The organism is Nocardia ninae NBRC 108245, assembly GCF_007990755.1.
Classification (GTDB): Bacteria; Actinomycetota; Actinomycetes; order Mycobacteriales; family Mycobacteriaceae; genus Nocardia; species Nocardia ninae.
In genome coordinates, this window is record NZ_BJXA01000052.1 from 30194 (window position 1) to 44784 (window position 14591).

At 66.7% G+C, this 14591-nt stretch carries 13 protein-coding genes; 7 read left to right on the forward strand and 6 right to left on the reverse strand.

What is annotated here, in order from left to right; translation table 11 throughout:
• Nucleotides 1-297: 297 nt before the first annotated feature.
• The 4 genes from NN4_RS29660 to NN4_RS29675 are packed head-to-tail and all read right to left on the reverse strand — an operon-like array spanning nt 298 to nt 4841.
• Nucleotides 298-1374: an SDR family oxidoreductase gene (locus tag NN4_RS29660; protein ID WP_147138460.1), complete on the reverse strand. Its 1077-nt coding sequence runs from the start codon at nt 1372-1374 to the stop codon at nt 298-300.
• Nucleotides 1374-2759: a condensation domain-containing protein gene (locus tag NN4_RS29665; RefSeq protein WP_147138461.1), complete on the reverse strand. Its 1386-nt coding sequence runs from the start codon at nt 2757-2759 to the stop codon at nt 1374-1376. The genes NN4_RS29660 and NN4_RS29665 overlap by 1 nt, the downstream gene beginning before the upstream one ends.
• Nucleotides 2756-3961 carry a M20 family metallopeptidase gene (locus NN4_RS29670; protein ID WP_147138464.1) on the reverse strand — a complete coding sequence of 402 codons (1206 nt, stop codon included), beginning with the start codon at nt 3959-3961 and terminating at the stop codon, nt 2756-2758. The genes NN4_RS29665 and NN4_RS29670 overlap by 4 nt, the downstream gene beginning before the upstream one ends.
• Before the next feature lie 55 nt (nt 3962-4016).
• Nucleotides 4017-4841: a class I SAM-dependent methyltransferase gene (locus NN4_RS29675; protein WP_186818691.1), complete on the reverse strand. Its 825-nt coding sequence runs from the start codon at nt 4839-4841 to the stop codon at nt 4017-4019.
• A gap of 241 nt (nt 4842-5082) precedes the next feature.
• Between NN4_RS29675 and NN4_RS29680 the strand changes: the two genes are divergently transcribed.
• From NN4_RS29680 to NN4_RS29710, 7 genes are read left to right on the forward strand one after another with little or no spacing between them, the layout of a single operon-like run.
• The gene (locus tag NN4_RS29680) at nt 5083-6282 is read left to right on the forward strand and encodes a phosphonoacetaldehyde reductase (protein WP_186818692.1); all 1200 of its coding nucleotides are present in this window, start codon (nt 5083-5085) and stop codon (nt 6280-6282) included.
• A complete protein-coding gene (locus NN4_RS29685; RefSeq protein ID WP_147138468.1) occupies nt 6272-7582 on the forward strand; it encodes a cupin domain-containing protein in 1311 nt (436 codons plus the stop codon). Before NN4_RS29680 ends, NN4_RS29685 begins: the two co-directional genes overlap by 11 nt.
• Nucleotides 7583-7600: 18 nt before the next feature.
• Entirely contained in the window at nt 7601-8611 is a 1011-nt protein-coding gene (locus tag NN4_RS29690; protein ID WP_147138470.1) for a C-terminal binding protein, read from the forward strand.
• Between the two features lie 17 nt (nt 8612-8628).
• Complete coding sequence (locus NN4_RS29695; protein ID WP_246181156.1) at nt 8629-9552, forward strand: isocitrate lyase/phosphoenolpyruvate mutase family protein; 924 nt, start codon at nt 8629-8631, stop codon at nt 9550-9552.
• Nucleotides 9549-10721, forward strand: coding sequence for a phosphonopyruvate decarboxylase (gene aepY / locus NN4_RS29700; protein WP_147138472.1), 1173 nt, complete (start codon nt 9549-9551; stop codon nt 10719-10721). Before NN4_RS29695 ends, aepY begins: the two co-directional genes overlap by 4 nt.
• The gene (locus NN4_RS29705) at nt 10711-12102 is read left to right on the forward strand and encodes an aldehyde dehydrogenase family protein (RefSeq protein WP_147138474.1); all 1392 of its coding nucleotides are present in this window, start codon (nt 10711-10713) and stop codon (nt 12100-12102) included. Before aepY ends, NN4_RS29705 begins: the two co-directional genes overlap by 11 nt.
• A 53-nt stretch (nt 12103-12155) precedes the next feature.
• On the forward strand, nt 12156-12956 hold the full coding sequence (locus NN4_RS29710; protein WP_147138477.1) for an SDR family NAD(P)-dependent oxidoreductase: 801 nt from the start codon (nt 12156-12158) through the stop codon (nt 12954-12956).
• Here NN4_RS29710 and NN4_RS29715 read toward each other — a convergent pair.
• Complete coding sequence (locus tag NN4_RS29715) at nt 12938-13165, reverse strand: acyl carrier protein (RefSeq protein ID WP_186818693.1); 228 nt, start codon at nt 13163-13165, stop codon at nt 12938-12940. The two genes, NN4_RS29710 and NN4_RS29715, sit on opposite strands and share 19 nt — an antisense overlap.
• A 1-nt stretch (nt 13166) precedes the next feature.
• Complete coding sequence (locus NN4_RS29720; RefSeq protein ID WP_147138482.1) at nt 13167-14585, reverse strand: class I adenylate-forming enzyme family protein; 1419 nt, start codon at nt 14583-14585, stop codon at nt 13167-13169.
• Between the last annotated feature and the right edge of the window lie 6 nt (nt 14586-14591).

Here is a 14591-nt window from a genome sequence, read left to right on the forward strand (position 1 = left end):
TGCGCGATCGGTGTCGGTGAACATATTTCTCCTTCGCCGGGCGGTTTCCGTCCCGGTTCATCGGTGGAACATGTACTGGCATCGAAGGTGGGCGTAGCTCAACCGCTCGAGAGCGGCGACCCGGTGACGCGAAGGTCTAGCTAATAGTAAAGACTTCGCAAAGCTTATGGAAAGCTTTCAGGTGGAATCGGCCCGACTGTCATCAAATTGTGATCCAGGTCACTCCGAAACGCAACCCGGCACGAAGGGCTTCGACGCCCACCGACTGGCCGCTACCAGCAAGGACAGTGCTTGGTACTACTTCAGGTACCAGGTGACCAGTCGTTCGACGAGTGCCAGATCACAGACCTCGTCGGGAACGTGCAGCACCGATTCCAGGTTGCGCCGGTCGAATTCGATGCGTTCCAGCAAGTACTTACCGGTGTATGCCATGCGGGTAGCTACCGCTCGGTCGAGCGCGGTGAGGTTGCGCTGCTCCCACTCCTGCGGCCGCACCGCATGCAGTGTCATGCCGAGTCCCGCGCCGACCAGGGTGACCGTCTCCGCGGCCGAGACACCGACCCGGTCGGTCAGGTTGACGATCTGCGGCAGGTTGTCGGCCTCAGCCAGGCCGAGCAGCCACTCCACGCAGGTATCGATGGGGACCAGGTTGAGGGTCGCACCGTCGGCGACTTGCACAGCCGCGTCGCCGCCCGGGAAGCGCCTGGCTACCCGCCGCATGTTCGACATGAAGTTGTAGATGCCGAAATCCGAGGTGGTGTGCGCGGTCTTGGCGGAGCCGACCACCTGCCCGAGCCGAAAGACGGCGCCCTCGACGCCGTGCTCCCGCATGAAATCCCGAAAGACCAGTTCCCCAGCGCATTTGGTGGCCTCGTACACCGTCCGGAACTGGGTGTCGCCGGTGATGGGCAGCCATGCCTCCTCGGTGGGCGTGTCCGATACGCCGCCGACGTAGGCGGTGCTGATCAGGAAGAAACGGGAGCCGGGGCGGCTGTACTCGGTGAACAGGCGCAGCGCCCGCTCCGTGCCCTTGGTGTTCACATCCTGGAGGAGCGCGGGCCGGTTCGGCGAAAGGTCAACGGCCGCAGCGAAATGCCAGAAGTCGCAGGGCTCGGAGAAGATCGTCGCGGCGACGAAATCGTCGATGCCCAGATTCTCCTGGGTCAACTCGCAGTCGAAGGTCTCCAGGTCGCTGACGTCGGGTGGGATGTCCCCGTCGATGATGGACGCCGACTCGAGCGCCTCGAAGACGCGCGTCCGAGCCCCTCGGGCAAGGGCTTTCACCCGGACGCCGCGTTTGAGCAGTTCGCAGATCGTGTTGCTGGCCACGTACCCGTTCGCGCCGTCCACGACGGCCACTTTCGACGAAACCATCAGACACTCCACAGGGTGCTGCGGAAGCGACGGTCGACGGTGCCGGCCAGTTGCCGCAGCGCGATATCGGGATGCCGCGCTGCCGCGAGACAGACCTCGGCGACGGTCGCGCACATGGCCGACGCGAATTCGTCGTCCCACAATCGCCGGGCCGCATTGAACGTCATGGCCAGTATCTCCTGTGTTCCCTTGATCGTGAGCAGGCCGTCGATCGGCAGCACGTTGCCCACCGACGTCCGGTGCAGGGCGTAATCCGCTGCGGCACAGTCGGGTCCGAACAGTGCCGCACCCGCCGGAGCCTTCGGGACATTGAGCATCTGCACCGGGCACAGGCCACTGTTCGGGTCGATCAGTGAAACGGACAGGTCCGGACACTCCTCGAGGACCTCGATGAAGGGGTACCACTGAAACCGATAAGCCAGCAGGCAGTTCTGCTTGAACGACGTGACCAGTTCCGCGAAGGACAGCTCCGGTGACCACTGGAACTTGATCACGAAGGGATTGAAGAGCATGGCCACCGACTGATGGAACCGCGGATCCCGGCGCCCGTGGCTGAAGGTCGGCATGAGGTAGGCGTCGCTGCCACCGAGGTGCCCGAGCACGAAACCGTAAGCCGCGGCGATCACCATGAACGGAGTCGCCCGCAGTTTGCCCGCCAAGCCGCGCACCGCAGCGGTTTCCGCGGGTGATAAGCCACGATCGCCCCGGCTGGTCAGTGCGCCCTCCCCCGCGTCCTTGCCGGCTATCTGCAGAACATCGAGGGAGCCGAGGTATTCCGGCCAGAAGTCGCGGGCTTGCGCCGCCTCCGGTGACTCCAGTGCGGCTAGCTCGTCCAGGACGATCTGCCCGTAGTCCACCTCTAGCGGCTCGGGCTCGGATGCCAGTCCGCCCGCCGCGCGGTAGTACTGTCCGACATCGCGTTTCAGCACCTCCAGCGACCATGCGTCGGCCGCGCTGTGATGCACCGTCACCTGGAGCAGCCGCCGCTGCGCCTGCTCGTCCTCCAGCAGCAGCACGCGGACCAACGGTGGCCTGGTGAGGTCGAAGGGTGCGTTGTTGTGCTCGACCAGCGCCTCTTCGATGCCCGGCTCGTACCGGTTCCCCAATGTCGCGGCCAGCACGGTGGTTTCGGCTTCGGTGCCGGAACCGATGACCTGCTCGGACATCCCGCGCCCGCGAACCACGGCAGTCCGCAACGCCGCATGCCGTTCGATGCTCCGGGCGACGGCGTCGAACAGTCGGCTGCGGTCGAGCGCCCCGTCGATCGTGAGCCGGAAGGAGATATTGAACGCTTCCGCCGCGCCGCCGGGCCGGATCGATTCCAGGAAGTCGAGCAGATGCTGCCCCGGCGTCAAGGGCAACCTGGTCTCGCCAGGCAGACTCACGTTCGCGAGCCTTCATGCAGGAAGCGATGTGCCGCAACCGCATACGTCAGCGCGTACCGTTTCAGGTCGTTAACCTCGACATACTCGTCGACCATGTGCGCGATCCATTTTCCACCGGGCCCGTACACCACGCTCGGGACATTTCCGTAGTGGGTCAGGATGGTGCCGTCGGTGGTCCCCGGTACCGCGCCGAGGACGGGGCGGACGCCGTTGACAACCTCGTGCGCGTCGACCAGCGCGGTGACAAGTGGTGTGTCCGAACCGGTTTCGACCCATGGTCGATCGTCGATCACGGTGACCGAGGATCCGATCCCGCGTTCGCGTGCCGCGGTGTCGACGCACTCGCCGATCCGCTTCAGCAGCGTCTCGTGGTCCACCCCCGCGACGGTGCGCACATCCAGGAACAGCGAACTCGTGCCCGGGATCGTGTTCATCTGATCCGCGGTGCCTGCCTGGATCACCGTCGGGGTGATGGACGGCGACCCGAGCGAGGTCCGGCTGCCCACTTCCTCGATCAGCCGCTCTTCCAGCTCTTCCAGGCCCAGCATCACCCTGGCCATCGCGGGTAACGTGTTGCGGCCCTGCCACGGCATCGCGCCGTGGCTCATCACGCCCGTGAAGTCCACCCGGAGCCGGATCGCGCCCTTCGACGTCGGGCACACCTCGTCGCCTTCGGGCTCACAGCAGATCACGCCGTCGACGTCCTGGACGAAGCCCTGGGCCACCGACGCCTTGGCCCCGGTCATCATGCCCTCTTCGTCGGCCAGCAGCAGTAGCCGGACCCGGCCGGGGAACGGACCGGACAGCTGTAATGCCCGTGCCCCGTACAGCATTGCCGCGACACCCGACTTCATGTCGGCGGAGCCACGTCCGTAGAGCTTCCCGTCACGGATCTCGCCGCCGAACGGATCGACGGTCCACTGGTCGGGATCGCCTTCGGTCACCACGTCCATATGACCTTCGAAGGCCAGTGTCGGACCAGGCCCGCCGCCGCCGGTCAACGTCACCACGATGTTGGGGCGGCCGCCTGCGTCGAAAAGCTCTACCGCCCAGTCCCATTCCCGGATCTTCGCGAGCAGGAACTCCGCTACCGCGCGCTCACCGCGGCCGACTTCTCCCAAAGCGTGCGTGCGCACGAGGTGCTGCGTGAACTCGATGAGTTCCGGCTCATTGATTCCGGCATCAAGCGAAGTGATGTCCACGGGGACCCCCAGGCGTCAAGTCTGTTCATGCTACGACGAGGTCGGTGTCCCCGTGCTAGATCGCGTCGCTTCGCTGCGCCTTGATCCACGACATCGCCTGCTGCAGTCCGGCGACCTCGCCTTCCCGCAGCACGACGCTCGTTCCGAAGTTGCCGTCGTCATCGATGTGCCCGAGCGGCAACAACTGTCGCCGTATCTCGGCCGACTCCGCCGGGCCCGCGCCGCCGTCGTGCAGCCACTCGTCCAGTGGCCGGAAACTGGTGGTCCGGTGCCCCTCGACCACGTCCAGGGAGTTGTCCCGCAGCAGGTCCAGGAGCTGTTGCTCGGTCTGCGTCGTCGCGTGTCCCGGGTCGCGGACGCGCTGTATCTGCTCGAACTGTTCGTGGGCAGCGCCGGAGAGCCCGGTGACGTTGTCCGCGATGACGACATGACCGCCGGGTCGTACCACCCGCGCCATTTCGGCGACGACGATCTCCGGGCGCCGCACGTGGTGCAGCGCCCGCGTGCACATGACGAGATCGAAAGTGCCGTCCGCGAACGGCAGTTCCTCGACCAGCGCGACCACCAGCTGCACCGAGTCCACCTCGCCGTTGGCGCGCGCCTGCGCCAGCATCTGCGCCGACGAGTCGACCCCGATGATCTTCGGGCGCACACCGACTTTCGCGGCCACCGCCGCGGCGGCCGCGGTGCCGGTGGCCACGTCGAGGGCGCGCTCGAACTCCAGCGGGCGGATCAGCTCGGCGAGCAGTTCGACGTCGAGACGGCGGGCCTGTCCGCCGGCATAGGACTCTGCAATTGTCGCGAACCGCAATTGGTTTCGGGAAACCTGCGCGCGGTAGCCGTCGGTCGTCTGTCGCACTTCGGCGCCGTCGATGTTCATGCGACTCCCAGGGGACCGGCGGGGCGGCGAATGTGATATTCGCCGATATTCACCGGGCCTACGGTACCTTGTATTCACGCAAAAAACCCTGTCCGAGCACCGGGGGGACACCGAGGGGACAGCTTGTCCGTGGCGGGCACCCGCCGGTCCACGGGCGGTGTCCGACGTGCTGCCGGCGTCCGTTCCGAGGTGCCCTGCGGTAGTTGCCGGCTCGTGTTCTTCCGATGGAGGCAGGTGGTTGATGGATGCCGCCGATGTTCGAGACAGCACCTTGCTGCTGAACTCGCCTCGCACGATCGTCGGCATGCGCGCTGCCGAGGTCGCCACCGAAGTCGTTGCCGCTGCGGCAGGTACAGCGCGGGCCCCGCGAGTACTGGTGATAACCGGCGGCAGCTTCGCACGGCATAGCTGGTCCGAGCCACTGCTGGCAGCACTACGTTCGTTTCCGCTGCACGTCGTGACACACTCGGGCCTGCCGACGCCCGAATCCGTCGCGCTGCTGGCTCGCGAGATGCGGGCCCATCGCGCCGACGTGGTGCTCGCGGTCGGCGGCGGCAGCGTCATGGATGCGGGCAAAGCCGCTGCGGCGCTGTCGATCAGCGCCGATCCCACACCTGAGCTGGTGGTGCGCGCCTGCGCGGAAGAGGCAGGCGCCGAGGACGTTCCGCCGATCATCGCCCTGCCCACGACACCCGGAACAGGTGCCGAAGCCACACCGTTCGCCACGATCTGGCATCGGGACCAGGGCCGCAAGCTCTCCCTGCGCGGCGCTGCCCTCCGACCGGTGACGGCGATTCTCGACCCGGATCTGATCGCCGGGCTGCCCGAGTCATACTTCGTCAGTTGCCTGTTGGACACCCTCGCGCAGGGCTTGGAGGGCGCGTGGTCGATCCGCGCCGACGAGCAGTCCGAATGGCTCGGTGCCACCGCCTGGAACCTGTTGGCGGAGTTGCTGGACCGGCCACACCACGGCCTGGGCTCGGCCGAACGACATGCGGCATTGCTCGCCGGTCACCTCGCCGGGCGGGCCATCGCCATCGCGGGAACCACTGTGTGCCACGCGATGTCGTACCCGCTGACGCTGCGCCACGGACTCGGCCACGGCCACGCGTGCGGACTCACGCTGGCATCGGTGCTGCGATACAACGCCCTCGTCGGCGACGACTGCACCGATCCGCGCGGCGCCCAGCGGGTGCGCGACGCCATCATCCGGGTGGTGCAGGCGGCGGGCGAAACCACCGTCGAGTCGTTGGCCGGGAAGATCGAGCAACTCGCGCGATCACCCGCACTGCCCGCGCCGCCGGACATCCGCCACGACGCACCTCGAATCGCCACCGAAGCACTCGCTTACGACCGCGCGGGCAACAACCCGCGCCGCGTGGATGTGGCAGCCCTGACTCATCTGTTGGCCGGGACCGCGGAGAGAGACTATGCGCGTTGACAATTACAAGGTCATGCACTGGCTGAACACCAGGAAGATGACGACCGGCCAGACCGCGGACGCCGTCGGCCTGGACCACGAACAGCTCGAGAAATTGATGTCGAGCGAGGAGTGGCCGGACGAGCTCGCCGCCGCGGTGGCCCGCGCGCTACAGATCACCCCGGAGCAGTTCGCCGCCAGCGGACGGTCCGGGCTGACCGTGCTGGTCCGCACCGCGCAGGACCTGCACGACACCCGGCGCCCCATCCAGCGCGACAGCATCCATTTCTACAACTACTACACAATGGCGGCGCCGCAGGGCGCGGTCGCGCCGGTCATTCTCGACATCCTGTGCCCCGCAGATCGTCTGCCCGCCTTGAACAATGGGCATCTGGAGCCGGCTATCACCATCAATCTCGGTCCCGGTGATATCCACGGGCGTTGGGGCGAGAAGCTCAGCGAGGCGACCTGGCAGGTGATCAGAGCCAATGCCGGAGCGGACAATTGGATCGTCGGCGACTCCTACGTCGAGCCGTCGTACTGCCCGCACACCTACTCACTGGCCGGGGCCGCCCCGGCCCGGATCGTGTCCTATACCGGTCAGTCTTCGCTCACCGGGTTGATCGAAGACGTCAACGATTGGTCGGACCCCGCCGCGCACGCGATGTTCGGCCGGCTCGAAGAAGGCCCGGCCCCGCAACAGGTCGCCACCCTGCTGCTGGATCGCCGCGGGCACACCCTCGAATCGGCCGCAGCCCTGCTCGGCGCAGGCGAAGCGGATCTCGTCGCGGCGCTCGACGAGGGCGGTATCGAACTGCTGCGTGCACTGGGGACGACGCTCGGCTTCGATTACCGGCTACTGATCCGGCCCGCCACCAGGCACGACGCTGTGGGTAAAACCTTCAAGGACATCGAAGAATGTCGCAGGGAGACAAGGGCTTTCAAGGGCTATCAGGTCACCTCGACGGCCTCCGCCCCGCATCTGCCCGATCTCACCGGACTCTTCATGCTCGTGTCCGGGCACGGTGCCGACCTGCGCGAACCGGCCGAGTCCCATTATCTGGTGACCTCCGGCTCACCCACCCTGCACTGGACCAACGCCGACGGGCGCGAGGAACACGCGGAGCTGAGCGTCGATGCGTCGGCGTGGGTCGCGCCGTTCGTGACGCACCACTGGTCCGGCGACGGCGCGGTGCTCAAGCTCGGTTCCGGCCGACACCTCGGCTACCTCGATCTGTACGAACTGACCAATACCTATGCCGCGGTGTCCACCTTGCGGCGTGGCCGCCGTGACAATCGCGGCTGGGGCTACGACTCTTGAGCAGCACGGGAGAGAAGTTTGCGCGTCGTCTACACCGATCCCGCCTGGGCGCTGAACGACCTGGGACAGCCGGATCTCGCCAGGGCCGATATCGAACGCGCTGCCTTCGGCGATGACATCGATCTACGCCTCGGACTGTTCGAAGGCCGATATCAGTTGCAGGGCCCGGCTTTTCACGACCATGTGCGCGGTGCCGACGCCCTGGTGATCTATCGCTGCCAGGTGACCCCGGAGCTGCTGGAAGCGGTCGGGCCGACCTGTCGGGTGATCGCTCGCAGCGGGGTCGGCATCGATAACCTGAACGCCCCGCTACTCGCCGGCACCGGCATCGTGTCGTTCAACGTGCCCGACTATTGCGTCGACGAGGTCAGCACCCACACCCTCGCGCTGCTGCTCGCGCTGGAACGCAAGGTCTGCACCCAAGATCGCCTTGTCAAGAACAGCCAGTGGAACATCCACGCGGGCGGGGTGCCACGCCGGGTGTCGACGTGTACCGCGGGCATCATCGGGTTCGGTCGCATCGGCCGGGCGACCGCGCGGAAACTCCAGGCTTTCTACCAGAAAGTCATCGCCTACGACCCGTACGTCTCGGCCGACCTGATGGCAGGCTACGGCGTCACCGCCGCCACCGACTTGGCCGAATTGTTCGGCGCCGCAGACGCAGTGGTGATCCACGCGGCGCTGACCGGCGAGACCGACCGGCTCATCGATGCCGCCGCACTGGCCGCGGTCCGGCCGGGTGCGCTGCTCGTCAACACCGCCAGAGGCCGGCTGGTCGACCCGGCCGCCGTGCTCGACACACTCGAGGCCGGGCGGCTCGGCGGCTTCGCCTCGGACGTGTTCACCCCCGAGGACCCCAACGACGATCCGACCGCGCGCAAGCTGCTGACCCGCGACGACGTGGTCGTTTCCGCGCACCGTGCGTTTCTCTCGCTGGAATCCGAGCGCAGTTGCCGGCGCCGGATCGCCGAGGGAGTCGCCACCGTTCTGGCCGGCGGGCCACCGCCCGCCGAAGGCAGAGTGACCTGATCCGAGAGGCAGTACCCGTGAGAGAGAACCTCCCCCTTCACCCATCGTCGGCCGGGGGTGCCGCCGGAGTGCGGTTGCGCAGGCTGCTTGCCGACCCCGCGCCGTCCTTCCTGATGGGAGCGCACGACGGCCTCAGCGCCCGCATCGCCGCCGAGGCCGGGTTCGCCGGGATATGGGCGTCCGGGCTGTGCATGTCGACCGTGCTGGGCGCTCGGGACAGCGACGAGGTGTCCTGGGGCGAACTGCTGGCTCTCGCCGCCAGGGTGGTCGAGTCCGGTGCCATCCCCGTGCTCGTCGACGCCGACACCGGCTACGGCAATTTCAATACCGCGCGACGGGTCGCGGCGCGGGCCGAGCAGATCGGCGCGGCGGGAATATGCATGGAGGACAAGGTCTTTCCGAAGATGAACTCCTATTTCGGTGACAGCCACCCGTTGGCGCCGATCGGCGAGATGTGCACCAAGATCGCGGCCTGCCGGGACAAGGTCGACGCCCAGTTCGTGCTGGTGGCCCGCACCGAGGCGTTGATCGCCGGTGCCGGATTGGCCGAGGCGCTCCGGCGGGCCGAGGCGTATCGCGAAGCCGGTGCCGACGCCATCTTCATCCACTCGCGGCAGCGAACCATCGACGAGATCGCCGAGTTCACCACGGAATGGGGTAATCGGCTGCCGATGGTGATCGCGCCGACCACCTATCACGAGACACCGCAGGAGCGATACGCCGAACTCGGTATCGCGGCAGTGATTTGGGCGAATCAGGCGATGCGGGCCACGGTGGTCGCGATGCGGCAGGTCTGCCGGTCGTTGCGGCTCGACGGCGCGGCGGCCGTGGAGCCGACCATCGCCGCGCTGGGAGAAGTGTTCGCCCTCATGGGTTATCAGGACCTGGAAACCGATGAGGAGCACTACATCGAACTTGCCAAGAAGTGGGTGGATTCGTGATCGACGCCGACGAGCTGCTCGGTGGGCTCATCGCCCGCGGCGTGGTCGATGTCGCCGGTGTGCCGTGCTCTTATTTGACGCCGGTGATCAACAGAGCGGCGTCCGGGGTGGCCGCGGGGTATTTGCCGGTGACACAGGAGGGTGAGGCGGTCGCGATCGCCGCGGGGTGTTGGCTGGCGGGTGCGACAGCGTGTGTGATGGCCCAGAACTCGGGGCTCGGCAATATGGTCAACCCGCTGACGTCGCTGACCCATCCCAGCCGCATTCCGGTTCCGTTGCTCATCAGCTGGCGCGGGGAACCGGGGTGTCCGGACGAGCCGCAACACGAGCTGATGGGGGCGATAACGCCAGAGCTGTTGGAGCTGATGCGGGTCGGGCATGCGGTGCTGCCGTCCGATGCCGCCGAGCTCGATGCTTGCCTGGATAGCGGCTGGGCCGAAATGGACCGCGCGCAACAGCCTTTCGCGTTCGTGCTTCGGGACGGTGTGCTCGCTGCCCAGCAGCTCGCGGAGCCGCCGCTGGCTGCGCCGGTGGCGCCGACGGTCACCAGCTCCCCCAAGGCTCGCGAGGCACCTACCCGTATGGCGGCGTTGGAGTGCCTGGTCGGGTCCGTTGGTGATACGGCAGCCGTGGTGTCCACCACCGGTAAAACCAGCCGTGAGCTCTACACGCTGGCGGACCGACCGCAGCACTTCTACCTGGTGGGCGCGATGGGGTCGGCCAGCGCGGTCGGGCTCGGCGTAGCACGGCACACCCGCCGACCGGTGGTGGTGATCGACGGTGACGGGGCGGCACTCATGCGGTTGGGCACGCTGGCAACGGTTGGTGCGCATGCCGGGCCGAACCTCATTCATGTCTTGCTGGACAACGGGGTTCACGATTCGACGGGTGGGCAGCAGAGTCTGGCTGCCCAGGTCGACTTTCCCGCCGTAGCGCGGGCCTGCGGCTACGCACGCGTGTACGACTGCGCCGACCTGGCCGAATTCACCGACGCCATCAAGGTCGCACAGGTCGAGCCAGGACCGACGTTCGTCTACTTGATGATTCGCCCCGGCTCGATCGCGGAGCTCGGCAGGCCTGCGGTCGGTCCGGCTGAAGTAGCAAGGCGGTTCAGGGCTTTCGTGACAGCATCCGGTGAGATCTCCGAAAGGCACGATCATGTTTCGTAACGGCGCACTGCAACCCGCTACCGACCAGAGCACCGTGCGTAACCCCTGGAGCGGAGAGAGCGTCGGCTCGGTCGCGCGCGACAGCGTTGCCCAGATGGACGAGGCGGTGCGGGAGCTCCGAGCCGCCTGGCGACCGATGCGACCGGATCGGCGGGCGGCGGTCCTGAGTGGGGCGGCACACCTCATCCGCGAAAGATCCGGGGCCCTGGCCGAACTCATCTCCCAGGAATCCGGCGTCTGCATTGCCGAGACTCGTAAGGAAACCGAGCGCGCCGCAACCAATCTCGTCGTCGCGGCGACCGAGGCTGAGCGGTTGCGTGGCGAAAGCATTCCGGTGCCGGGCCATGATCGGTTGGCGCTCACCATCTTCGAACCGGTCGGGGTGGTCGCGGCGATCACGCCGTTCAATCGGCCGCTCAACCAGGTGGTCGTGAAGGTGGCGCCCGCGGTGGCCGCCGGGTGCGCCGTCGTGCTGAAACCCTCGGAGAAGACACCACTTACCGCGCTGGCCTTCGCTGAAATCCTTGTGGAAGCGGGCTTGCCGCCCGAACATCTCGTCGTCACCACCGGCGAGCCGGGCATGATCGGTCCGGCGCTGGCCGGTCATCCGGACATCGACATGGTGACCTTCACCGGATCGGTGCGCACCGGACGGGAAGTGGCCAGAGTTGCTGCGGGCAAGAAACTGTTGCTGGAACTGGGCGGCAATGATCCCTTGATCGTCCTGCCCGATGCCGATCTCGGGCTGGCCGTGGATTTGGCTGGCCAAGGTGCGTTCGCCACGGCCGGGCAATCCTGCCGGGGCATCAAGCGGGTGATCGCTGTGGGTGCGATCGCCGACGATCTGGTTGCTGGACTGGTCGAGGCGGCCCGCCGTAAACGGGTGGGGGACCCTCTCGATCCGGCGACCGATGTCGGGCCGCTCATCAGTGCCGAAGCCGCGATCCTCGTGGAACGCCGCATCGCGGACGCGGTCGCGGCGAATGCGAAGCTGCTGTACGGAGGCGATCGGCGTGACTCGCTGATTACCCCAGCTGTCCTCGATCATGTGCCCGCCGACGCCGAATTGGTGGTCGAGGAGACGTTCGGTCCGGTAGCGCCGGTGATCAGGGTGGCCGACACGGCGGAAGCGATCGAGGTGTCCAACGGGACCCGGTACGGGTTGCAGGCGGGGGTGGTCACCTCCGACGTGGCCGAGTTCTCCGAGATCGCCGCGGCACTGCGGGTCGGTGCCGTAAACCTCAATGCGGGACCGCATTTCGATTCGCCGCACATTCCGTTCGGCGGCGTGAAGTCCAGCGGGCTCGGGCGTGAAGGGCTGTCCTATTCGATTCGGGAGATGAGCACCGTCAAGACGGTCACGCTGCCCTACCCGCTGTAACCCCCTCGCCACACACGGCGACAGTCTGTGATGAACAAGTTAGGACCGAACCGATGACCGCGGAGCCCGAAGCCACTGTTCCTGTCGACTATCGATCGCTGTTTCGACTCGACGGGAAACGTGCCCTCGTCGTCGGCGCGGGTAGCGGTATCGGTCGCGAATCCGCGCTCGCTCTCGCGGCCCTCGGCGCGGAAGTGGTGTGTGCGGATCTCGATCTCGCGCGGGCACAGGAAACCGCGACGGCGGCCGGTCGTCCTGCCACCGCTGTGCAGTTGGATGCGCGGGATGCTGCTGCCGTCGAGGCGGCCGCCGGTGCGCTGGCCGAGCTGGACGTGTTCGTCTTCACCACGGGCCGGAATGTCCGTAAGCGCCTGTTCGACTATGCGACAGAGGAATTCGACGCCGTCTTGGACCTGAATCTACGTGCCGCCTTCCACATGATTCGGGCGTTCGGGAAGGGCATGGTCGCCCGAGGGGGTGGTTCGATCGTGGGCATGTCGTCGATCAGGGCGCTCACCGTGGAACCGGGGCAGGCCGTTTACGCGGCGTCGAAGGCGGCGCTGGTGCAGCTGATCCGTGGGGCCGCTGCGGAATTCGGTCCGGCCGGGGTGCGGGTGAACGCGGTCGCGCCCGGGGTGGTGCGGACGCCGCTGACCGATCCGATCTTCGCGGTGCCGGAGTGGCAGCAGGCGTATGCGTCCAAGAGCGCGCTGGGCCGGTGGGCACAGCCGAGTGAAATCGCCGGAGCGGTGGCATTTTTGGCGTCCGACGCGGCCAGCTTCGTCACCGGCTCGATGCTATGTGTCGATGGCGGCTGGACCGCCGTAGACGGTCGCTACGAGCCGCCGCGTTGAGTCAGCACGAGCGCGTCCTTGACGAAGGTGCCCATGTCGGGCGCCTCGAACAGGAGGTTCATCGGGACGGTGACGCCGAATTCGGCACGGAGCGCGGACATCAGCTCGCCGGCCAGGAGTGAGTCGCCGCCCAGTTCGTAGAAGTTCGCGGAGGGCTCGGTGTAGCCGCTGCCGCACACCCGGCCGACGACGGACCATATCCGTTCCACGTCAGTCCTTTCGCCGCAGCTTGCCCGATGCTGTCCTGCGCACATCGTCCACGATCTCGATCGCTCGCGGTGTCTGGGCTCTGGTCAGTTCATCGCGGCAGTTGCGCAACAGCTCGGCCGAGATCTGCGCTGGGTCGCCGCCGTGCAGGCTGACCTCGGCATGGACCACCTCGCCGAGATCCGGATCGGGCATCGCGCGGACGCGAACGTCGCGTACCTTGTCGTGGCGTTCCAGGACCCATTCGATGTCGCGGGGGAAGACCTTTATGCCGCCCACGTTGATGGCGTCGTCCTTGCGGCCCACCAGTGTCACGTAGCCTTCGTCGTCCATCCACGCCAGATCGCCGACGCTGAAATGTCCATCTACCTCAGACAATTTCGGGCCGCTGCCGAGGTATCGGGGTTGCCCGGCGTTCTCATCGGTCATGAACAGCTCGCCGGTGGTTCCGGCAGGGACTTCCCGGTGGAACTCGTCCAAGATCCGGACAGAGCAATGCAACGGACGCCCGACGGATCCGGGATGTTCGAGCCACTCGTCGCCGCGGATGCTGAGGACGCCGATCCGTTCGACGCTGCCGTATTCCTCGTACACCTTGGTCGGGTCGATCAGCTCGAGCCAGCGGCGTTTCACCGTGTCCGGGCACCTCGCCGCGGTGTGCACGACCAGGCGCAGCGAGGAGAACCAGTGACTGTCCATGCCGCTCGCTCGGCTGAGCGTGGCCATTTGCGCGGGCACGGTCCTCAAGACCTCCACCTCTTCGGATTCGAGCAGCTCCAGGAACAGCTTCGGGGAGGCATTACCCGGGATGATGATGCGGTGCCCCAGCGCGAGTCCGTGGTACAGGGCGCCGAAACCCGCGTGGTAGAGCGGCAGTCCGACGAGCTGGGTTTGGCCGTATGCCATGCCCCGCTCGCGTTCTTTGCTACTGAGCGGGCCTTTTTCGTCGTACGCCCACGGGCGGTTTCTGATGACGAGCTTCGGGTCACCGGTTGTTCCGCCGGAGAGCGATATCGATCTCGGCAGGCCGTCTGCCAGTTCCGAGATTCCTTCTGCCCGTGGGTGATAAGATACCAAGCCGCTGCCTTCGACTACCCACCCTCGTGGATATCGGTCGACGATGTTCGACTTCATGGTGTCCGACCATCGGTGGTCCACCGGGAGCACGGCGGCGCCGACTTCCCACAGCGCCAGCGTTGCTATGACGTGACCGATCCCGGTCGGCAGTGCGACCGCGGCGACGTCGGCCGCGCGTAAACCGTTCTGGCTGAACTCCTCTGCTCGCTCGTGTGTTTTCGACACGAGCGCACTCCAGGTGATCTCCTCGCTGGCGCTGAAGCCGCGAACCTTGACGGCGCAGTCGTGCGGCCGCTCCGCCGCTGTTTTCGCGATGAGCTCGCAGATCGATATCTTGCCTGTCATGGATGC

What these genes read in the sequence shown, in the direction of transcription:
- NN4_RS29660 (WP_147138460.1), bottom strand. Translation starts at nt 1,374, where the DNA reads ATGGTTTCGTCGAAAGTGGCCGTCGTGGACGGCGCGAACGGGTACGTG.
- NN4_RS29675 (WP_186818691.1), bottom strand. Translation starts at nt 4,841, where the DNA reads ATGAACATCGACGGCGCCGAAGTGCGACAGACGACCGACGGCTACCGC.
- NN4_RS29680 (WP_186818692.1), top strand. Translation starts at nt 5,083, where the DNA reads ATGGATGCCGCCGATGTTCGAGACAGCACCTTGCTGCTGAACTCGCCT.
- NN4_RS29685 (WP_147138468.1), top strand. Translation starts at nt 6,272, where the DNA reads ATGCGCGTTGACAATTACAAGGTCATGCACTGGCTGAACACCAGGAAG.
- NN4_RS29705 (WP_147138474.1), top strand. Translation starts at nt 10,711, where the DNA reads ATGTTTCGTAACGGCGCACTGCAACCCGCTACCGACCAGAGCACCGTG.
- NN4_RS29710 (WP_147138477.1), top strand. Translation starts at nt 12,156, where the DNA reads ATGACCGCGGAGCCCGAAGCCACTGTTCCTGTCGACTATCGATCGCTG.
- NN4_RS29720 (WP_147138482.1), bottom strand. Translation starts at nt 14,585, where the DNA reads ATGACAGGCAAGATATCGATCTGCGAGCTCATCGCGAAAACAGCGGCG.